Here is a 20,905-nt window from a genome sequence, read left to right as displayed (position 1 = left end):
TTAAAAATAGTAGCTATGCGACATTATATAACAATGTGCCTGCTTGCCGGAAGCCTGGCTGGCAGTGCACAACAAATGGTTCCCCTTTCTTACCACAATTATATGGAGAAGGTGGCGGAAGGGAATCTGGAGTATGCAGCCGAACGTCTGAATATGAATGTGTCCGAGGCGGAAGTGGTTGCGTCGAAAGTATTCAACGACCCGAACCTGTCCGTCTCTTATTTCAACAACGAGAACGGAAGTCTGCAAATGGGAGAAGGAGTGGAGGTTGAACTGAGTAAAACGTTTTCTTTCGGAAAGCGGGGAGCGAATATGGCGTTGGCCCGTAGTGAAAGCGAGTTGACAAAGGCACTCCTTGCCGATTATTTCCGTAACCTGCGTGCCGAAGCAACCGTTTCCTACCTGGAGGCGTTGAAACAATATGAATTATATAAGGTAAAACAGAACGCCTATGAGAATATCCGGCAGCTGGCAGAGAGCGACAGTGTCCGTTTTACTTTAGGGAAAATTATGGAGATTGATGCTATCCAGAGCCGTCTGGAGGCAGGGATATTGAAAAATGAATTATTGCAAGCGGAAACCGATTTGCATAATGCTTTTTCCAATCTGAACCTGTTGACCGGTTCGGTTGCTCTCGATACCTTGTACGTCCCCGATGCTTCATTGCAGATTTCACCCCGTGATTTTGTGCTTGCTGATTTGATTTCCACAGCCTCGATGAATCGTGCCGACTTGGTAGCAGCCATGAAGAATAAGGAAGTCGCTTCCCGTGCCCTGAAAGCGACCCGGCGGGAACGGAATACGGATGTCGACCTGTCTATTGCCATCAGTAAGAATGCCCGGGTGCATAATGAGGAGGCCCCGGCACCACCCTTTACCGGGGTGACGGCCGGGATTGCCATTCCCCTGAAGTTTTCCAACTTCAATAAGGGGACTGTCCGTGCTGCCCGTTTCCGTGAACAGCAGGCCGAGACGCAGTATCAGCAGGCTTTGTTGCAGGTACAGACGGAAGTTATGCAGGCATACCGGAGTTATCAGTCGCTGACAGAGCAGGTCAGTCATTATGAAAACGGTATGCTTCATGCCGCCCGGGAGGTAATCGACGGAAAGATTTACAGCTATAACCGTGGAGAAGTCTCCCTCCTGGAGGTACTCGATGCCCAGCGGACGTATGATGATGTGCAGGCCCAGTATATAGAAACACTCTTCAATTACAGTGCGGCACTGGTGGAACTGGAGAAGAGTGCCGGGGTTTGGGATGTGGAGTTGTAAGAAATTGGATATAAATCGAAAAGCCCTGATAACGAACATCGGGGCTTTTCGGTTTATAGATTGAGTAAACTCCTTAATTTATCAGGGGCTTGCCGGGTATCAAATACGGTAATCTTTTGTCAGGTCTTCGTCAGAAATACAACGTCCATACAAGACATCTTCCCTGGCTTCCCTAACACAAGATGTCAATTCTTTTTCAGATAAAGCCCATGGGTAGGGCTTACTTTTAGATGCAGCCTTTTTTAGAGATAATGTTTTAGCATATTTCTCCAATTCAGTAAACTCCTCTTCATCCATCGAAAGGATGAACTGGGTAAAGTGTTGTTTCCGTAAATTTAATTCCATTGTTGTCATAATATATCTTCTTAGGTTTTCTTATTTGACAAAGATAAGATATTAGTTCTGAATTATATTTACATTTGTGGGCAAAACAGAGATACGCGTATGATATTTTACTTTTCAGGTACCGGAAACTCCCGTTGGGTGGCGAATGCTTTGAGTATCGCGTTGGGAGAACCTGTCGTTTCGATAGCGGAGGAGTTAAAAACCAATAAAAAGGAAATTGTCTGTCCGCTCAGGGAAGATGAGAAAGTGCTGTTTGTCTATCCCGTACATTCGTGGGGACCGGCTGTCCCTGTTACCCGTTTTATCTCGAAACTGAAGCTGACCGGCTACGATAAGCAACCCGTATATTCCGTTTCCACCTGTGGCGACGAATGCGGTTATACCGCTGACAGGGTGCAGAAAGCCTTGTCTAAACGAGGGATAACGCTTATGGCTGGTTACTCGGTCATTATGCCGAATAACTATATCCTCCTGCCTGGTTTTGACGTAGACAGCAAGGAAGTCGAAAGACAGAAACTGGAAGATGCGCCCGCCGCCGTCGCTACTATCGCTGCTGCTATCCGCGAAAGTAAAAACGTTAATTTATACAATAAAGGAAGTCTGCCGGGACTCAAAAGCTACTGGATATATCCTCTTTTTGCTAATTTTGCCATAGGGAAGAACTCCTTTCGGGTAACGGATGCCTGCATCTCATGCGGTTTGTGTGAGAAAGTTTGTCCGACCGGGACCATAACGCTGTCCGAAGGAAAGCCTGTCTGGTCGGATACCTGTGTGCAATGTGTTGCCTGCATTCACCGTTGTCCGGTACGTGCCATAGAATATGGTAAGATTACCCTGAAGAAAGGAAGGTATCATCATCCCGATGTTAAATAAGTTGCGCCTGTCAACTATAAAAACAAGTAAAGCAAAATGAAACAACTAGTAATGATGGTTATGGCTGTGTTCCTGTTGGCAAGTTGCCAGGAAACGCCTAAAGGTTATGTGATAAACGGAGTCGTGGAGAATATGCCTGACGGTAAGATTTACCTGAAAACGTTCCGTAATAAAATGTTCTTCGATGTGGATACCGCCGATATTAAGGATGGTAAATTCACATTCAAGGGAGAAGTGAGCCAGCCCCTGCTGTATGGTCTGGCTACCGAGGATATGAATTATCCGGTACAACTCTTTGTTGAGAATACGAATATGGACGTGACGCTCGGAAATGACGGCGAGACTATTATCGTTCAGAACTCTCCGGTCAATACGATTTTCCAGGAAAACCAGAGTAAGGTCTTTGAGAAAGGTTTCGATATAGATAGCCTGATAAGCAAGTACCCGGATTCGCCGGCTGCGGCTTTCTACCTGTATCGTTATTTTACCTATCAGCTTCCGTTGGACCAGTTGAAGGCGACCCGTGCCAAGATAGCTCCGACGCTGGCCGACTGTCCTTATGTAAAAGACCTGGATGGCATCATCGGCCAGTTGGAGAATGTGCAGATTGGCAAGACGGCTCCCGAATTTTCTTTGCCGGATACAGCCGGTGTGGCTGTCTCTCTGTCTGATTTCCGAGGTAAATATGTATTACTTGATTTCTGGGCTTCCTGGTGTCCTCCCTGCCGTCGTGAGAATCCGAATGTAGTGAAGGCTTTCCAGGATTACAAGGATAAGAACTTTACGATTATCGGTATCTCCCTGGATAATAACAAAGACAAATGGTTGAAGGCCATCGCCGATGACAACCTGACCTGGACACACGTCTCCGATTTGAAGTATTGGGATTCGGAGATACCTGCCTTGTATGGTGTCCGCGGCATTCCGGCAAACGTATTGCTCAATCCTGACGGTGTAATCATCGCCAAGAATATCACTGGCGAAGATTTGCCTAATACATTAAAAGAAGTAATCAAATAAGCATGAAGCGCAATCTGCTTATCTCTTTTTTCTGTCTTCTCTGCCGTACAAGAACTTTTTCCAGGATAAGTTCGGTCCGGGGCATATCGTCAGCGACACAATAGCCGCCGGTAATTATCTTCGCCGCGAAATGGCTTCCTATACGGAAACAGAAGGGGAGATTGCAGAGCCGACAGTTACTCTCCGCATTACCGTATCATCAGTAAAGAAATTTTTGAACAAGAATTACAACCTTTAATACAATTGTCATCCAACTAGTTACAACAAACTATAAACCCTTCTTGTTCTATTATTGAAGAATAATATTGAAGAAGAAGGAGATGAGAATTGCAATCAGCGGTAATTCAGGTTTTATAGGACAGCATCTGACAGAGTTTTTATCTGCCGGCGGAGATGTCGTTGTCCCTTTGAAACATGCGATGTTCCGTTCGAGGTCGGACGAAAAGCTGAAACAGGCATTGACCGGATGTGATGTTGTAATCAATCTGGCCGGAGCTACGATAAACCAGCGTTGGACAAGGAAAGCCAAACGTAAAATAATGAACAGCCGTATTTATACTACCAGGCGGTTGGTATCTATCATCAATGAGATGGAAGTGAAGCCGAAAGTATTTATCTCCGCATCAGCAGTCGGTATTTATCCGGATAGCGGTATTTATTCGGAAAGCAGTACGTCTGTGGGAACGGGTTTCCTGTCTGATGTCTGTATCCGTTGGGAAGATGAGGCGCAGAAATTGTCGAGAGACATCCGGTTGGTAGTAGTCCGTTTTGGGGTTGTATTGTCAAAGGATGGAGGGGCATTGCCTAAGATGTTGCTGCCATTCCGCTTTTTTGTCGGAGGAAAGATTGCTTCCGGCAAACAGGGATTCTCCTGGATACATATAGAAGATGTGCTGCATGCCATGCAGTTTATTATCGAACATAAGGATTTATCGGGAGTTGTCAACCTGGTTGCTCCTCAACCACTGACGAACCGGGCTTTTACAAAGGTGGTTGCCGAAGTGATGCACCGCCCGGCATGGTTACCCCTTCCCCGGAGAGTATTCAGGTATCTTTATGGAGAAGGAGAAGAATTAATCACCAAAGGACAACAGGCTTATCCGGCGCGGTTACTTTCAGCAGGGTATGTTTTCCGTTATTCGGATATACGGCTGGCGTTACTTAGTTTCATGATGTAGTAGGCACGGAAAGATTACTTCTTTCATCTATTATAAAGAAGTAAAGGATAAACTATTACATATCTCCCTAACTTCTATCTCTAAAGTCCTGACTCAGTAAAATTATCTTGTACACCCTGGTGGATTAGGGTGTACACCTTAGTCGAACAACCTGTACACCGTAATCGGCTATCCTGTACAGGGTAGTAATACTTGCTTACGACTCATGCATTAGTTAGCAGTGACTTTGGTGATAATAAGTAGTAACCTTTGAGATAATATTCAGTGACAATTTCTCTAAGCTGATACAAATATAATACATAATGTTTTACAAAAACATCTGCCATCTGTTACTATCTCAGATATGGTATTAATTTCCAATAAATTAGGGGTTGCAGATGCAGTGTGTTTATCTGCCATTGTATCTGCCATCTGTCACCTGCATATATAGTAAACGCTTCAGAATAATATCAATTAAAGAGTGGTAGATGGCAGATGTGGTTGCAGATAAAATCAGGTATCTGTCACCATCTATGTGGCATATATACAGTGTGTTATATGGATTGGTTGCAGATGGCAGATAAATATATAAAACTTTCTGTAGTTGTTTATAGTAACTGGTTGTAACTAGTTCCCCTCTTGAGAGGGGAAGAATTACTCCTGATGCTATAAATTGATAGTTCAAATATTTCTTAATTAGTTATACCAAATTCACATAATATAAAAAAGGGAACCCTGAATGCACAGAGTCCCCTTTCTATCTTATGATTGCTTTATTTATTTGTAGCTATAGCCCGCTTTCTTTTGTGCGCTGCTGGCATTTTCTGCCGGGATTAAAGTGAAGCCCCACTTGTATTCCTTGTCAGCAGGTAATGTATATTCAGGTTCAGGACGTGAATACCAACTGTCGTAACCGGCCAGTCCCTGTTGTTTCAGGTCAACACATACTTCAACGAAGTTACGCGGGGTAATATCATTGATGTGTGTCTGGCGAGGTTTATCGTACGGACCGATGTTCGGACGGTTGTTGATTTCTTCCTGTGTGAAGTTGTTCCACTGGTACGGACGGTTGGTTGTCTTACCGGCATCGAAATCTTCTACGGAGTTACGCATGGCGTTGAATTCCATATCATCGTCAGCAACGATTAACAGGTTCTTGCCTTTGCCGCCTAATGTGAGCCAGCGGGTATCGCAGTGGTGGCCGTTTTCCTGTGGACGAACGTAGGGGAAGTATTGCTCTTCTGCTGTGCTCTTGTATTGCCCGATCATGTAACCGGCTTTACGGTCCCAATAATTTTCTACTGGTCCGCGGCCGAAATATTCCAGCTGGTCCATAGTTACCGGCAGACGGAAACGTACGCCGATACGGGGAACGACCATTTTGTCACGGTCGCTGACTTTGTCACGTCCGGGTGAGAACGTAGCTGTTGCAGTCGCTTCGGAGATTCCAATCTTTACGCCATCCAGATGAGCCGGGGTGAAGTGGGTAGCCACATTCATTACACCGTCGGGATAAATCTTATAAGTGATAAGGAATTCGTTACCGGCCGGTAATTTATATTCCACATTTACGATGGCATTTCCGTCGACGATTTCGGCAGCAGCCTTAGTCACGTTGAAGTTACGGCTTGACAGTTCCCATATTTCCAAACGTTTCGGGTTACCGCTTCCGTAGTCGTTGTCGTTAGGAGCACGCCAGAAGTTCGGCTGGATACCAAAACCTTCGTTGAAATATTCCGTGCCGCCCACCTTATAGGAACTAACAACGCCTGACTTCTTGTCGAACACGAAGTTTACCTTGGAAGAAGTTACTTTCACGTTATCACCTTCTTCTGATACGGCCAGTTTAGGACCACCTGCCTTATAAGCAACTTTATCGGCTTCTATCGGTAAGCGGAACTGGTCCTGGGCGATTTCGTAACCGGCAGGAATTACACCTTCCTGTTTATTAGAAGTAACAACGAAATTAACCAGATAATCGACACCGGCCTGTGGTTTCAGACCTGCTACGGGAACAGTGATTTCCTGTGAAGCCTGCGGAGCCAGGTCAAGTGAAACTTTATCGCTCTTGATTACCTTGTTGTTCGCTTTTACAGTATATGTAATCGTATAATCCTTCAGGTTGGTGAAGTAGAAGCGGTTCGTGATTTTAAACACACCGTTAGCTACATCCACGGCATCGAAACCAACGTTCTGATGTGTAAATTTCACCTCTTTCATGGCCGGATGCGGAGTGCGGTCCGGATTTACGATACCGTTGCAAAGGAAATTACCGTCGCTAGGCATATTAACGCCGAAGTCGCCACCGTATGCATAATAGTCTTTGCCGTTTTCATCCTTAACAAGAAGTCCCTGGTCTACCCAGTCCCAAATCCAACCACCCTGGAGGTTCGGATATTTGTAGATAGCTTTCCACTGTCCCCAAAGGTTACCGGTCGAGTTACCCATGGCATGGGCATATTCGGAAGGAGCTATCGGACGGTCGCTACCTTCTTTTCCGATTTCTTCCAGCCATCCTGCACTCGGATACTGCGGTACATACATGTCGGTATTCCATTCCCAAAGAGCACGTTCGTAGTTGACCGGACGGTTCATTGCTCCTTTTTCCTTATTCTTTACATATAAATAAGTCTGGTAGAAGTTGTATCCGTTACCGGCTTCGTTACCCAAAGACCAGATAGTTACTGACGGATAGTTCTTGTTACGTTCGTACATATTCATCGTACGGTCCATGTGCGGCAGCAACCATTCCGGATTGTTACCCAGCGAACCGCCTTTGCTCAGGCTATAATACATACCGTGCGATTCCACGTTGGCTTCATCGTAGACATATAATCCGTATTCGTCGCAGAGTTCATAGAACCGACGGTCCTGCGGATAGTGGCACAAACGTACAGAGTTGATGTTGTTTTTCTTCATCAGTTCGAAGTCTTTACGCATCAGTTCTTCTGTCATATAGTGGCCAGTCTGTGGGTTATGTTCGTGGATATTCACCCCTTTGAACTTAATCGGCTGTCCGTTGAACAATAGCACGGTGTAAGGTTTCCCGTTACCGGCAATCTGGTCGATCGGTTTGATTTCGATGCGGCGGAAACCAACGTTCGAAGGAATGACTTCCGTTACTTTACCGTCTTCCTTTACCGTCATCAACAGTTTGTAAAGATTCGGATGTTCAGCACTCCAGGTGGCGACATCGTTCAGCTCTTTTTCAAAAGAAGCTGTCTTGATACTGTTGGCTCCGACCCATAACTTGTTGTCGGCGGTTGCAACAGTCTGTCCTTTTGCATCCAGCAGTTCGTAAGATACAGTGATGTCTTTTGCTGCTTTCGTATGGTTTTTGATGTCTACGGCCAGGTTGAAGATACCGTTTTTATAAGTATCGTCCAGGGTAGAGATTACGCGGAAATCGTTTACTGCAATCTTGGGTTGTGACCACAGGAATACATCACGTTCGATACCGCTGATGCGCCAGAAGTCCTGGCATTCCAGATATGAACCGGTGCTCCATCTGAATATCTTCAGGGTAAGAACATTCTTTCCCGGTTGCAGATAGTCGTTGATCAGGAACTCTGCCGGATTTTTAGAATCTTCGCTGTAACCGACTTCCTTGCCGTTCACATAAACGTAAAGACCTGATTTGGCACCTGCAATATGTAGATACACATCACGTCCGTCCCAGTTTGCCGGGATTTCGAAGTCACGACGGTAAACGCCTACCGGAGTTGTTTCCGGCAATAGCGGAGGCTGCGGGTTACGGGGTTTGAACTCGTAGCCATGGTTTGTATAGATGGCTGTACCATGTCCTTGAAGCTCCCAGTTGCCTGGCACGGTAATATCATCCCAGGAAGAAGTGCTTGTGGAAGGATCTGTGATATTTGCCGGAAGATCTTTGTAGGAGTCTACAAAATAGAATTTCCAGGTTCCGTTCAGTAATGAATAGTAGGGACTCTTTTCAAAACGTGAAGTAAGGGCTGTCGAACGGTCGCCGTACGTCATAAATGAGCTGCGCGGCAGTTCTTTGTTTACGGCAACGACTTGAACGTCCTGCCAGTAAGGCTTCGTGTCTTGGGATGCAGTCGCATTATCAGCCAATGCAGTACCCAAAAGGAAGCAACCGAATGCTCCGGTGAGCATTGCTTTCTTAACCAAGTGTTTCATTTGTATTTATTTAGGTTGGTAGTATCTGATAAAAAATAGGAGGCTGGTAAGGTTATATACATACCAATTACCAGTCTCCCATTTTTAAAGTTGTTTTTTATTTAGCAGCGTAAAAAGAATAACCTTCAGCTACTTGACGGAATGCTAGAACACCTGCCTGATTCAATTCTACGTTCATTTCTTTACCATCCGGCAAATACATGACAACTTCGTCGTTTTCAGTAAACTTTAACAGCTTGGTTGCTTCGCCGTCGGCTTCAACACTCCAGCTCTTGTCTGCTTCGTTGAATACGAGATCGATGGCTTTTTCTTCGCCTTCTTTTTGGATGTGGTATCCGTCTTTTTTGGTTTCAACAGTGTATACACCGTCTTTTCCGTTGATTGTCTTTACGGTTCCTGCATCTGCTACAGGGTTGCTTCCGCTCCAAAATTCGATAGAGTTCAGCACCAGTACATCAGCGAGCGCTGAAATTTCATAAACAGGGACAATCCAGAAAGCGATAAATACCAGTTCGTTAACGAACTTGCTGTCGATATTGCTGTTCCAACTCAGAAGTTTGTTTGTCAAGCCGAATGATCCGATGCAAGACGAAAATAGAACACTGCTGGCTAAGGTAGTAGCCACTAATAATGTTAAACTTTTTTTCCTCATGAATTATAAATTGTTAGTAGTTAATTTGGGGACGAAGATAACAATTATTTTCTATCCCAACTTACTGTTTCTTTATTATTTCGAGTTTGCCTGATCAGTTCGCTCCCGATTTTTACAGGTGTTGTGAGTAGTTCCGGCAAGTTGAATGTCTGGGTAAAGTAGAAATAAAAATCCGGGTCTTTTTGGGGTAGAACGAAAGGTTTGCCGGCTGTACCTTTTTGTCTGTCGAATTTAGCGATGTAAGGATGTGCCCATAATCCGTCCTGCCGTTTACTGCTGAAGACGAACCATTCTCCGGTTGAAGACCAAGTGTGAAAACTTTCGACATCGTTGCTGTTAACCTCTTCCATATTACGTATCTCGTTTGTTTCCATATTTAATAGGTATAGTTCGCTTTCAGGATGCCAGATAGAGAAATTACCATAATCCGAACAGGTGAACATCAGGTATTTTCCGTCTGGCGATATCCGGGGAAAGGAGACGCTTTTTCCTTTTTGGGAAGCTTCGTAGATACATTCCGGTGTTCCGAAACATTCTTTTCCGGCATCAAATGCTATTTTGAATAGGTCATAATGTATGCTGTCCAAAGGCGTTTTTTCATTGATTGCTTTGCTCCGGCAGAAGTAGAGCATTGTTCCGTCTGGACTCCAGGTAGGGAAAGTTTCCATCCATTCCTTTCCATAAATGGCGGGTGAGGATATTAGACGGTTTGTTTTCGTGTCCAATAAGAGCAGGTCGGATTCTGAATCAGATACTTCGACGGCTTTCGGGCCTGTCGAATGGAAATATTGTTGAATTTCATTAACTGAAAAAGCCAGATACCGTCCTTCCGGATGCCAGGCGGCATATGCTCCTCCGTTTTTCATCTCCGGAGATTTGACATCTAGCCTGTTGATTTTTCCCTGCCTGTAAACTAAAGTTCCTCCAACCTTTCCCCGTATATGTATCATCATAGTTTCCGGTGAATTTTTACAGAAGGTATGACAATTCAGGCAGTCTTTTTCAATGGATTGGTTTTCTATCAGCGGTATTTCCCGATAAGAGGTGAGGTCGCGCTGATAAATGCCTATTTGGTTCCATAATTCATATCCTGGATAGATTAGCCGGTAAACCAGATAGGGGTCTATAGGCGATTCGGAAATATAATTTGTTATATCGGGAAATTGTATCCATTTTCCGTTTTGGCGTACAAAGATGCGGATATAGAATGTCTCACCGGCTGTCTCTTTCAAAAGTTTACTCCAATTGTTTTCTGTGATGTTGACTGATGATTGTCTTGTTTTAGAAGTGAAGAATATCTTTTTTGAGTTACCTATTTCCGTGTAGAATTCATCCCCTTCTTCCATGATCCGAAAGTTGGGCGGAGCAATGTTGGAAGGAAATGTGACTCCTGTATAGTCCGGAAAAATAGTGAGCGGTTTATCGCTTTGCCCATCCGGAGTTATATGTGTTTGCCGGCATGCACACAACAAGGCCAGTATTGCCAGACAGGGCAGTATGCAGGAATGTATAAAAGATATAGAAGAAGTATGATTCATAAATTCTTATTTATCAATAATTTTATTACCGTAAGGACTCAGGAAGTGAAGGTAATACCAGAAGGTGTCCCCGAATTGTTCCTTGAGTTTTTTTAGTTCTTTGTGTTGATAGAGGATATAATAATTCCGAAACCTTTCTTCCGTTTCTTGGCTGATTGTGAAACCGAGTGCCTGGAATGTTTCATCATCTACTCCCAGTTTATAGGAATAGAGTGCTTCTTCGTATAGTCGGGGCAAGGAGGGGTAGGCGAAATTCCGGATTCTTCCTAAATTCTCGGCAAACCGTGTGATTTGGTTGCTAAGAATCAAATTGCTCATCAGGTACTCGAAGGCCATACGATTGGTAGAATCTCGGTCACATAAATAACTTAATTCCGGACCTAGATTCAGTATATTTGCAAAGCGTATCTTTTCGTTTGGGGCATACGGAAGAGCATTCGGCAGCGGATTTTGCTTTTCCCGTATCATTTTTTCATATTTCTCCGCTTCTTTTTGATAGAAAAGCGTTTGTTTCAAAATGTTGATGAAGCGTAATGCAATAGGGTAACGTCGGTTCGCTATATTATACCGAATCAGGTTGATGACGATTGGCGCCGTTTCTCCATATACGACCATTGCTTCGAATGCCCAGCGGTGAGCTTCGTTTATATAGCCCAGTTGTTCGTAAATATAATGTCCGTACCGGCTTCTCCTGGCTTCGCCTGTCCAGGGGAGGTACAGAGAGGCGACTCCTTTACTTTGGGGATATTTCAAGAGGTCGTAGGGCATACGTCCGGTATGAAAAAGAGCCATATTACGGAAATACTCCATCAGTTGGTTGTTACCGCGGAGTTTACCGGAGCAGATTAGCACTTTGTCCCATTCTTTATTTATTACATAAGTCTCGGCCTCAAGCAGTAACCGTTCTTTCATATTATAATGAATAACAAAAGAATAAAATGTACTTCCGGTATATAAACAGAGACAGATGGCAGAACAGTAGAAATATCTTTTTTTATTGGTAAGATAAGGTGTTAAATACCGCGCAGATAATCCCGTGACGAAGAGGATGGAGACAGACAGGAGAGGGGATGAATATCCCAGACAGAACACTGTTATTAATAAAAAAGGAATTAAGGTATAGCAGAAATATTTTTTTCCGGAAAAAGAAAGAAGATATAATATAAGAAAAGAGCAAAAGAGATTTGAAGCATGGTAAAAGTTGAAATCAACAGATTCGAATTGAATGAGCAGATGGAGTGGCATCAATAAAGCTATATGTAGCGGGTCTTCTTTACCGGTAAGTTTCCGGCAGGTTAAGCAGGGAAGCAGATAAAGAGAAGACAATAACAATGAAAAAATAAGTTTACCGGCAAGGGGAAAATAAAAGAATTGGGTGATGAAATTTGAGATATACCGACCTGCACCACCGATTTCATAAATATACTTTTCCAGATAAGGACGGCTGAACAGAAATAGTTCCTGCTGTTCATGATAAGATATGACGTAAGCCATACTGTCGGAAAATAGAAACAGAAACAGTCCGGTCAGGCATAGGAATGGAATCCAATAGGTGTTTTTCATATTTTATGTTTCAGGAAAAGAGGAAGATGTATCAAAGACAGTCAGAGACATTTGATACATCTTCCCTTTTAGAGTTTGTTATTCATAACCGGCGTTTTGGGTCAATGCCGGATTCAGATCGATTTCGGATTGTGGAACCGGATATACATAATTATGATCGGAATAACGGCTACCTGTCAGTTTTATGTTTTCTCCCTGATAGAGAATACACTTTTTACCTCCGTCTTCGGCAGGAGCATTCGGATCGTCAACTAATTTGTATTTTAATCCCAGGAATGGAGCATTCAGTACATCTTTGGCTATGCCCCAACGACGAATATCCCATTGGCGTTTACCTCCTTCCAGTGCAAATTCAACACGCCATTCGTTACGGATACGCTGGCGCAGTTCATCCTGTGTTCCGCAATAGGTCGGTTTGCTCGCATCGTTTTTTTGCAATTCGGGAATGCCGGCACGACGACGTACACGGTTTACCGCTTCGAATGCTGAATCGTCCAGACCTGCTATTTCATTTTGGGCTTCTGCATAAGTTAATAAGACTTCGGCAAAACGGATTACATGCCAATCTTTTCCCATATCCCATCCTGTGGATTGAGGGTCTATATTGGGATCTAACCATTTTTGTTGATAATAACCGGTGGCTGTGGCATCGCCATGTTGTGCGATACCGGTGTTTCCACTTGATTTTAATGGTGCTACTTTAATAGTCGTTCCATACATTTCTTCGCCGTCATGCAATACACAGACTTCCAGACGCGGATCGCGGTTGGTAAATGGATCTGTTTCATCATATAAAGAAGATTTGTTGATCGGAGCACCGTCGATACATTCGAATGCGTCTACCAGGCTTTGTGTCGGATTGATACCTCCCCAACCTTTAGTAGGAAAACATTCCCATCCGATGATGTAGTTTGTGTTATCGGGAGCATTGAACTGGCGGATCAAAATGGCTTCACTACAAGCTTCTTGGCTTTCCCAGAACAATTCGGCATAACGGCCTGTACCTTCAGCATCGAACAGTTCGTATTGATTTGAGTCGATAACAGCTTTTGCCGCTTTTGCCGCAACTTCCCAATCGGCATAATACAGGGCGGCACGTGCTTTCATTGCATAGGCGGCACCTTTTGTGATTCGTCCGTATTTGTCAGAGGGCCACTGTACCGGAAGTTTTTCGATGGCGTAATCGAAATCTTCCATGACTTTTTTGTATACTTCTTCACGGGGAGTACGAGTAATACCTTCCATCTCGTCTAATGCAAGGCTCTTTTCTATATAAGGAACATCCCCGAATTGTTGGATCAACTCAAAATATAGGTAAGCGCGTAAAAAACGTGCTTCACCGATAGTCGCTTCTTTATCTGCAACAGGATAGTCTTCTATCATATCGATTTTTTCGAGCAAGATGTTACAGGCCCGGATAGATGAATAACTTCCGCTCCATCCAAATCCGGCCGGGTCGTAAATTCCTTTCGACACATCACCTGCCGCCCATTTGATTCCGTGTACTGCATTATCGGAGTTGATATCTCCGTCTATGTCTCCATTTGCGCTACCGGGTAATATACCATATATGTCTGCTACAAACATTTCTGCATCGGCCGGTTTTGTCCAGAAGCTACCGTCAGACAACTCTTCTTTCGGGTAACGATCCAGAAAATCGCTGCACGAACAAAAACATAATAATAAGGCCGATATGGCAACTGATAATATATTCTTTTTCATATTTGTTTAGTCATGAGAAATTAGAATGATACTTTTAAGCCTAATGATACTTTTTTTACGTTTCCGTAATAAGCTCCACGATTGGAAGCCGGAGCTTCGGGGTCAATGCCTTCCAGACCGCTGAAGGTCAGAAGGTTTTCACCGGAAATATATACTTTAACCTTGTCGATTCCTATTTTTTGAGTAAGGACAGACGGAATATTATATCCTAATGAAATATTTTTTAAACGAACATACGAAGCATCCTGCAACCAGAAGGAAGAGGTCGAGAAGTTTATCTGTGAATCTTTTGTGATACGCGGATAAGAAGCATTATGGTTTTCCGGAGTCCAGCGATCCAGATGACGTTCCAATACTTTGCCGCTATTGTAGAACGCGTAAGAAGATTCACCTGTATAATAACCATATACATCGAAGGCTCCTTGGAAGAAAGCTGAGAAGTCGAAATCTTTGTAATAAAGAGCGATGTTCAGACCACCTGTCCATGACGGTTTGTCTTTACCGATTACTTTACGGTCGTTTGCTGCATCGATTTTACCGTCATTATTCAAGTCGCGGTATTTGATATCACCTAACTGTTCTGTTCCGGTACGTTTTGCATCATTAGCTAATTCTTCTTCCGTGTTGAAATAACCGATAGCTTCGTACCCATAGAATGAACCTAAAGCATATCCTTCCAGATACCAGTATTTACTGTCGTCCGGATTTTCTCCTTCTGTTCCGCACATGTCTGTAATTTTATTCTTTACATAAGCTATATTCAGGTTGACTGCATAACTGAAATCTTTGTTGATGCGATTGTTATGGAATAAACTCAGGTCGAACCCTGTATTTTGCATACTACCGGCATTTTGTGCAGGAGCGTCCATACCCAAAACACCCTGTACCGGTAAATACAACAACATATCTTTGGTTTTCTTTTTATAGACAGCTAATTCGAATCCTAAACGGTTATTCAGGAAACCTGCTTCAATAGCTCCTTCGTAGTTTGTTACGGTTGCCCATTTCAGTTGGGAGTTTACATAACGAGTCTCGTAGGCGGTAGAATAAAGAGAGTTTCCGAACATATAGCTTCCATACGCATACGTTGCTATCGACGGATAGATATCGCTATCTGATAATTCTTCATTACCAGTTTGTCCCCAGCCTGCACGAATTTTTAAGTTGCTCAACCATTTGATATCGGCATCTTTTACAAAACTTTCTTCCGTGATACGCCAGCCGGCAGAAACAGAAGGGAAGTAACCCCAACGGGAATCTTTAGGGAAACGTGAAGAGGCATCCGCGCGTAAGTTCGCTTCAAATAAATATTTGTTGTTGAAATCATATTGAACGCGTCCGAAATAAGAACGGCGTGCAGTTTCGTGTCCTCCGTTCTTATTTGTCTGGGAAGACTTATCCAGCGTGTTTAGTGATTCGGTTAATTCATCGTTTCCACCGCCTTTGCGGGTAGCTTCGGTATATTTGTAATTGTAATAGATTTGTTCGAAACCGGCTAATGCGGTTAATGAATGTTTACCGAATGTTTTGTTGTAATTGGCCAGGACTTGTGTTGTATACCAGTTCCAGTCGTAATATTTTTGGTATCCTTCACGCAGACCGGAGTTAAATGTATTGTTTCCGGTTCCGTATTCCAACAGTTTTTTGAAACCTTCGTTGTTTCGGGTATCATTGCGGACAGAGAATAACGCTTTGACATTCAACTCCGGTAAAATATTGACTTTAGCATAGGCTGTCGTATTAAGCTGCTGGTCGACCTGTCGTGTGAAACCTGTATTGTTGAGGTGGGCAACCGGATTGTTCAGACCGCTGTAATAGAAGCTGCCGTCGTCATTGTATACAGGGTAAATAGGAGCCAGTCGGTTACAATATTGGCGCAGTGAAGCATAACCTTCCCAGCCATCGTTTTTAGTTCCTCTGTAACCGGAAACATTTAATCCGGCAGTCAACCATTTATTGATGTCACTGTCTACGCTGATACGTCCGTTGAAACGGTCGTATTTATTGACGTCGATCAGACCATCCTGGCGTGTATAACCGATAGAGGCATTGTAACTGGTTTTTTCCGAACCTCCATTGATAGACAGGTTATGGTATGTTTCCAGTGCATTCTTTTTGAATGTTTCATCATACCAGTCTGTGTCGGGGAGTGTTCCGTTTCGATAGTTTTGAATGTCTTCTTCTGTGTAAGGGAGGATGGCATTAGGATTTTCATTTTTTACAGCTTCATTGTATAACATGGCATAATCTCCGGCACCCAGGAATTTTAATAATGCAACCGGTGATGACCAGGCAACGGAACCTGAATAGTTAATGCGGGCTTTGTCACCTTTTTTACCTTTTTTAGTGGTAATCAAAATAACACCATTAGCAGCTTGCACACCGTAAATGGCAGAAGAAGCGGCATCTTTCAATACGGTAAGACTCTCGATGTCCTGCGGGTCGATCGTATTCATACTGCCGGGTACACCATCAACAATTACCAGCGGGCTACCGCCGTTGATAGAGTTTGTTCCACGAATCGTAATACTTGCGGTTTGCGATCCAGGGGCACCGGAACTTTGTATTGCCGTTACACCTGGAATTTGTCCGGCTAAAGCTGCCGAAACACTTGCTACACTACGCGATTCAATCGCTTCTGCCGAGATGTGAGCCACAGAACCTGTCAGATTGGCTTTTTTCTGTACGCCATAGCCTACAACAACTACTTCGTCCAGCGCTTGTGTGTCTTCTTGTAGTGTGATTTTTCCTTTCGCTGCATCAGAGGCTTTAATTTCTAATGACTTAAATCCGATACTACTAATGACTAGAATGTCATTTGGAGCGGCTTCTAAAGTGAATTTGCCATCCAAATCCGTAACAGTACCGTTGGTTGTTCCTTTTACAACAACGTTAGCACCAATTAGTGGTTCATTTAATCCACCGTCAAAGACTACTCCGTTTATGGCTTTTTTCTGTTGGGTAATAGTTACTTCTGTTGTTGTGGCATACAAAGAAGAAGTGGTTACTGAAACAGGAAAAGCAAGTGCGATTAGAAGCAAAGGGAGTTTGTTTTGCTTGAAAATAGACCTGTAGTTCATGTGTTTTTTTATTGATAATTAATACTAGTTTTGAAGTTATCATAGTTCTAGCAGAACTTAGTCGTTTCTATTTTTAATCCTCCGAGTATTTTTCCTGATATTACTAATTATTTTTTTTCTACCGATAAGGTACTGTCCGGTTTTGTGACATATATTATGATACTGCATTCTGCTAATTTGGAGTGGTAGGCGATTTTTGTGTACTTTTGCAGCCATAAAAGAAATAGATATGATTTCGGTTGAAGGACTAACAGTTGAATTTGGCGGATTTACGCTTTTTGATGATGTTTCGTTTGTGGTAAACAAGAAGGATCGTATCGCACTGGTCGGTAAGAACGGGGCGGGAAAATCTACGATGTTGAAGATATTTGCAGGTTTGCAGTCTCCGACATCCGGTACGGTGAGTATTCCCAAAGAGACGACGATCGGCTATCTGCCGCAACAGATGCAGCTGACCGATAGCCGTACTGTCCGTGAAGAGGCGGAACAGGCTTTCGGTCATATCCAAGAAATGGAAAAGGATATCGAACGGCTGAATCTGGAACTGGCTGAACGGACCGACTACGAAACGGAATCGTATCAGAAGCTGATAGATAAGGTAACACATCTTTCCGAACATTTCCAGCTGATGGGGGGAAGCAACTACCATGCAGAACTGGAACGTACTTTGATCGGTCTGGGATTTAACCGCAGTGATTTTGAACGTCCGACTTCCGAGTTCAGCGGTGGCTGGCGTATGCGTATCGAGTTGGCAAAGTTATTGCTTCGCCGTCCGGACGTGTTGTTGCTCGATGAGCCGACCAACCACCTGGATATCGAATCTATCCAATGGTTAGAGAATTTCATTGCGACCCGTGCCAATGCTGTGATCCTGGTTTCGCATGACCGTGCTTTTATTGATAACACCACGTCCCGTACGATCGAGATCGAGTTGGGAAGCATATACGATTATAAAGTAAAGTATTCAGAATACGTTGAGCTTCGTAAGGAACGCCGCGAACAACAACTCCGTGCCTTCGAAAACCAGCAGAAGAAACTGGCTGATACCGAAGCATTCATCGAACGGTTCCGTTATAAAGCGACCAAATCCGTTCAGGTGCAGTCACGCATCAAACAGTTGGAAAAGGTAGAGCGTATCGAAGTGGATGAGGTAGATACAGCCATGCTGAGCCTGAAATTTCCTCCGGCTCCCCGTTCCGGTTCTTACCCTGTGATTATGGAGAATGTGGCTAAACGTTATGGAGATCATCTGATCTTCAAGGATGTCACATTGACCATCAACAGAGGGGACAAGGTCGCTTTCGTCGGAAAGAACGGTGAAGGTAAATCGACGCTGGTCAAATGTATCATGGAACAGATCGATTATGAAGGAAAACTGCAATTGGGGCATAACGTGAAGATCGGTTATTTTGCCCAGAATCAGGCGCAGTTGCTGGATGATAACCTGACGGTCTTTGATACGATCGATTATGTAGCGCAGGGTGATATACGAACCAAGATCCGCGATATCCTCGGTGCCTTTATGTTTGGTGGCGAAGCATCCGAGAAGAAGGTGAAAGTCCTGTCGGGAGGAGAAAGAAGCCGTCTGGCGATGATCCGCCTGTTGCTGGAGCCGGTCAACCTGCTGATCCTCGATGAGCCGACCAACCATTTGGATATGCGTTCGAAGGATGTCTTGAAAGATGCGTTGCGTGAGTTTGACGGTACCGTGATTGTCGTTTCCCATGACCGTGAATTTCTGGATGGTCTGGTAGATAAGGTATATGAATTCGGTAATCAGCGTGTCGTTGAACATCTGGGAGGAATCTATGAATTCCTGGAAAAAAAGAAGATGGATAGTTTGCGTGAACTGGAACGTTCCACACAGGCAGCTTCTTTGGCTGCGGATACGGATGTTCAGCCTACACAAAACAAACTTTCTTACGAAGCACGTAAAGAACAAAGCAAAGCGATTAAGAAAGTAGAAAAAGCCGTTGCCGAGGCGGAAAATAAAATAACGGAACAGGAAAACTCCATAGCCGCCATTGAAGCCAGACTGGCAACTCCCGAAGGAGCATCCGATACATCTTTATATAATGACTATTCATCATTGAAAAAAGAGTTGTCCGACACAATGGACACATGGACGGAGTTGACCATGGAATTAGAAGAATTGAATGAGAAAGCGTCCCGGTGATCCGGTGGCGCTTTTTTTGAAATATATTGATTAAAGAAGGATTGCATTAAATAAAAAGTATTTACTTTTGCCAATCGATAGACTTCGGTTTATCATACCATGAGATTGAACTAATTGATAAATAACAACGCCTAATTTATAGACAAAATATTATGTTAACTCAAATTATTAACGGTCGTATCCTGACACCACAGGGCTGGATGAAAGATGGTTCTGTTCTGATTAGTGATAACAAGATTCTGGAAGTGACTAACTGTGACCTTGCCATAGTTGGTGCAAACCTGATTGACGCCAAGGGAATGTATATCGTTCCGGGCGGAGTGGAAATCCATGTTCACGGCGGAGGCGGACGTGACTTTATGGAAGGTACGGAAGATGCGTTCCGTGGTGCCGTGGCTGCGCATATGCAACATGGTACGACGAGTATTTTCCCGACTTTGTCGTCTTCAACCATCCCGATGATCCGTGCGGCGGCAGCTACAACTGAAAAGTTGATGGCTGAAAAGGACAGTCCTATCCTCGGATTACATTTGGAAGGCCATTATTTCAATATGAAGATGGCCGGTGGCCAGATTCCTGAAAATATCAAGAATCCGGACCCTGAAGAATATATCCCGTTGCTGGAAGAGACGAATTGTATCAAGCGTTGGGACGCTGCGCCTGAATTGCCCGGAGCCATGCAGTTCGGCAAGTATATCACTTCGAAAGGCGTGTTGGCGGCTGTCGGCCATACACAGGCTGAGTATGAAGATATCCAGACGGCTTATGAAGCTGGTTATACACATGCCACCCATTTTTACAATGCTATGCCCGGTTTCCATAAACGCCGCGAGTATAAGTATGAAGGAACTGTCGAAAGTATCTATCTGATCGATGACATGACAGTGGAAGTGGTAGCTGACGGTATTCATGTCCCGCCGACAATCCTTCGTCTGGTATATAAAGTGAAAGGTGTGGAACGGACTTGTTTGATCACGGATGCTTTGGCTTGTGCGGCCAGCGATAGCCAGGTGGCTTTCGACCCGCGTGTGATCATTGAAGACGGGGTTTGTAAACTTGCCGACCGCTCAGCGTTGGCCGGTAGTGTTGCAACGATGGACCGCCTGATTCGTACGGTGGTACAGAAAGCTGAGATACCTTTGGAAGATGCGGTTCGTATGGCTTCTGAAACACCGGCCCGTATCATGGGTGTTTACGACCGCAAAGGTTCTTTGCAACGTGGTAAAGATGCCGACCTGATGGTCTTGGACAAAGATTTGAATGTACGTGCTGTCTGGGCTATGGGTAAATTGGTGGAAGGTACTAATAAGTTGTTTTAACGGGATCGAACAAGAATAAAATAGAGAAGA

At 44.0% G+C, this 20,905-nt stretch carries 13 protein-coding genes; 6 read left to right on the top strand and 7 right to left on the bottom strand.

Annotated features, from left to right (window positions below; all coding sequences use genetic code 11):
- Positions 1–15 precede the first annotated feature (15 nt).
- A complete protein-coding gene (locus HMPREF1535_RS00580) occupies positions 16–1,272 on the top strand; it encodes a TolC family protein (RefSeq protein ID WP_046144995.1) in 1,257 nt (418 codons plus the stop codon).
- A 99-nt stretch (positions 1,273–1,371) separates the two neighbouring features.
- On the opposite strand, the gene HMPREF1535_RS00575 is transcribed toward HMPREF1535_RS00580, so the two are convergent.
- Positions 1,372–1,617, bottom strand: coding sequence for a hypothetical protein (locus HMPREF1535_RS00575; protein ID WP_228100000.1), 246 nt, complete (start codon positions 1,615–1,617; stop codon positions 1,372–1,374).
- Between the two features lie 99 nt (positions 1,618–1,716).
- On the opposite strand from HMPREF1535_RS00575, the gene HMPREF1535_RS00570 reads away from it, so the two are divergent.
- The 3 genes from HMPREF1535_RS00570 to HMPREF1535_RS00560 all read left to right on the top strand — a co-directional run bounded on the left by HMPREF1535_RS00570 (position 1,717) and on the right by HMPREF1535_RS00560 (position 4,688).
- Positions 1,717–2,490, top strand: coding sequence for an EFR1 family ferrodoxin (locus HMPREF1535_RS00570; RefSeq protein ID WP_046144994.1), 774 nt, complete (start codon positions 1,717–1,719; stop codon positions 2,488–2,490).
- Positions 2,491–2,526: 36 nt separating this feature from the next.
- Positions 2,527–3,510 (top strand): TlpA disulfide reductase family protein, encoded by a 984-nt coding sequence (locus tag HMPREF1535_RS00565; protein ID WP_046144993.1) that lies wholly within the window; start codon positions 2,527–2,529, stop codon positions 3,508–3,510.
- Positions 3,511–3,830: 320 nt separating this feature from the next.
- Positions 3,831–4,688, top strand: coding sequence for a TIGR01777 family oxidoreductase (locus tag HMPREF1535_RS00560; RefSeq protein ID WP_046144992.1), 858 nt, complete (start codon positions 3,831–3,833; stop codon positions 4,686–4,688).
- Positions 4,689–5,444: 756 nt separating this feature from the next.
- Here HMPREF1535_RS00560 and HMPREF1535_RS00555 read toward each other — a convergent pair.
- From HMPREF1535_RS00555 to HMPREF1535_RS00530, 6 genes are all read right to left on the bottom strand, one after another.
- Entirely contained in the window at positions 5,445–8,825 is a 3,381-nt protein-coding gene (locus HMPREF1535_RS00555; RefSeq protein WP_046144991.1) for a glycoside hydrolase family 2 TIM barrel-domain containing protein, read from the bottom strand.
- A gap of 97 nt (positions 8,826–8,922) precedes the next feature.
- On the bottom strand, positions 8,923–9,477 hold the full coding sequence (locus HMPREF1535_RS00550) for a DUF3332 domain-containing protein (protein WP_007658855.1): 555 nt from the start codon (positions 9,475–9,477) through the stop codon (positions 8,923–8,925).
- Between the two features lie 44 nt (positions 9,478–9,521).
- Complete coding sequence (locus HMPREF1535_RS00545) at positions 9,522–11,015, bottom strand: TolB family protein (RefSeq protein WP_046144990.1); 1,494 nt, start codon at positions 11,013–11,015, stop codon at positions 9,522–9,524.
- A gap of 6 nt (positions 11,016–11,021) precedes the next feature.
- Complete coding sequence (locus HMPREF1535_RS00540; protein WP_046144989.1) at positions 11,022–12,578, bottom strand: DUF6057 family protein; 1,557 nt, start codon at positions 12,576–12,578, stop codon at positions 11,022–11,024.
- Positions 12,579–12,656: 78 nt separating this feature from the next.
- Positions 12,657–14,300 carry a RagB/SusD family nutrient uptake outer membrane protein gene (locus HMPREF1535_RS00535; protein WP_010802459.1) on the bottom strand — a complete coding sequence of 548 codons (1,644 nt, stop codon included), beginning with the start codon at positions 14,298–14,300 and terminating at the stop codon, positions 12,657–12,659.
- A 20-nt stretch (positions 14,301–14,320) separates the two neighbouring features.
- Positions 14,321–17,380: a SusC/RagA family TonB-linked outer membrane protein gene (locus HMPREF1535_RS00530; protein WP_007658851.1), complete on the bottom strand. Its 3,060-nt coding sequence runs from the start codon at positions 17,378–17,380 to the stop codon at positions 14,321–14,323.
- 229 nt (positions 17,381–17,609) lie between these two features.
- Between HMPREF1535_RS00530 and HMPREF1535_RS00525 the strand changes: the two genes are divergently transcribed.
- Together HMPREF1535_RS00525 and nagA are read left to right on the top strand one after the other, a co-directional pair.
- Positions 17,610–19,556, top strand: a complete 1,947-nt coding sequence (locus HMPREF1535_RS00525; protein ID WP_046144988.1) for an ABC-F family ATP-binding cassette domain-containing protein — start codon at positions 17,610–17,612, stop codon at positions 19,554–19,556.
- A 152-nt stretch (positions 19,557–19,708) separates the two neighbouring features.
- Positions 19,709–20,875, top strand: coding sequence for an N-acetylglucosamine-6-phosphate deacetylase (gene nagA / locus HMPREF1535_RS00520; protein ID WP_007658849.1), 1,167 nt, complete (start codon positions 19,709–19,711; stop codon positions 20,873–20,875).
- The last annotated feature ends 30 nt before the right edge of the window (positions 20,876–20,905 follow it).

The organism is Parabacteroides goldsteinii DSM 19448 = WAL 12034, from assembly GCF_000969835.1.
GTDB classification, from domain to species: Bacteria; Bacteroidota; Bacteroidia; order Bacteroidales; family Tannerellaceae; genus Parabacteroides; species Parabacteroides goldsteinii.
The sequence above is the reverse complement of the archived record's forward strand: the minus strand, read 5'-3'. Positions and strand labels throughout refer to the sequence as shown.

Excerpts from the sequence above, each read along its gene's own strand:
- HMPREF1535_RS00580 (WP_046144995.1), top strand. The coding sequence starts at position 16 with ATGCGACATTATATAACAATGTGCCTGCTTGCCGGAAGCCTGGCTGGC.
- HMPREF1535_RS00575 (WP_228100000.1), bottom strand. The coding sequence starts at position 1,617 with ATGGAATTAAATTTACGGAAACAACACTTTACCCAGTTCATCCTTTCG.
- HMPREF1535_RS00570 (WP_046144994.1), top strand. The coding sequence starts at position 1,717 with ATGATATTTTACTTTTCAGGTACCGGAAACTCCCGTTGGGTGGCGAAT.
- HMPREF1535_RS00565 (WP_046144993.1), top strand. The coding sequence starts at position 2,527 with ATGAAACAACTAGTAATGATGGTTATGGCTGTGTTCCTGTTGGCAAGT.
- HMPREF1535_RS00560 (WP_046144992.1), top strand. The coding sequence starts at position 3,831 with ATGAGAATTGCAATCAGCGGTAATTCAGGTTTTATAGGACAGCATCTG.
- HMPREF1535_RS00555 (WP_046144991.1), bottom strand. The coding sequence starts at position 8,825 with ATGAAACACTTGGTTAAGAAAGCAATGCTCACCGGAGCATTCGGTTGC.
- HMPREF1535_RS00550 (WP_007658855.1), bottom strand. The coding sequence starts at position 9,477 with ATGAGGAAAAAAAGTTTAACATTATTAGTGGCTACTACCTTAGCCAGC.
- HMPREF1535_RS00545 (WP_046144990.1), bottom strand. The coding sequence starts at position 11,015 with ATGAATCATACTTCTTCTATATCTTTTATACATTCCTGCATACTGCCC.
- HMPREF1535_RS00540 (WP_046144989.1), bottom strand. The coding sequence starts at position 12,578 with ATGAAAAACACCTATTGGATTCCATTCCTATGCCTGACCGGACTGTTT.
- HMPREF1535_RS00535 (WP_010802459.1), bottom strand. The coding sequence starts at position 14,300 with ATGAAAAAGAATATATTATCAGTTGCCATATCGGCCTTATTATTATGT.
- HMPREF1535_RS00530 (WP_007658851.1), bottom strand. The coding sequence starts at position 17,380 with ATGAACTACAGGTCTATTTTCAAGCAAAACAAACTCCCTTTGCTTCTA.
- HMPREF1535_RS00525 (WP_046144988.1), top strand. The coding sequence starts at position 17,610 with ATGATTTCGGTTGAAGGACTAACAGTTGAATTTGGCGGATTTACGCTT.
- nagA (WP_007658849.1), top strand. The coding sequence starts at position 19,709 with ATGTTAACTCAAATTATTAACGGTCGTATCCTGACACCACAGGGCTGG.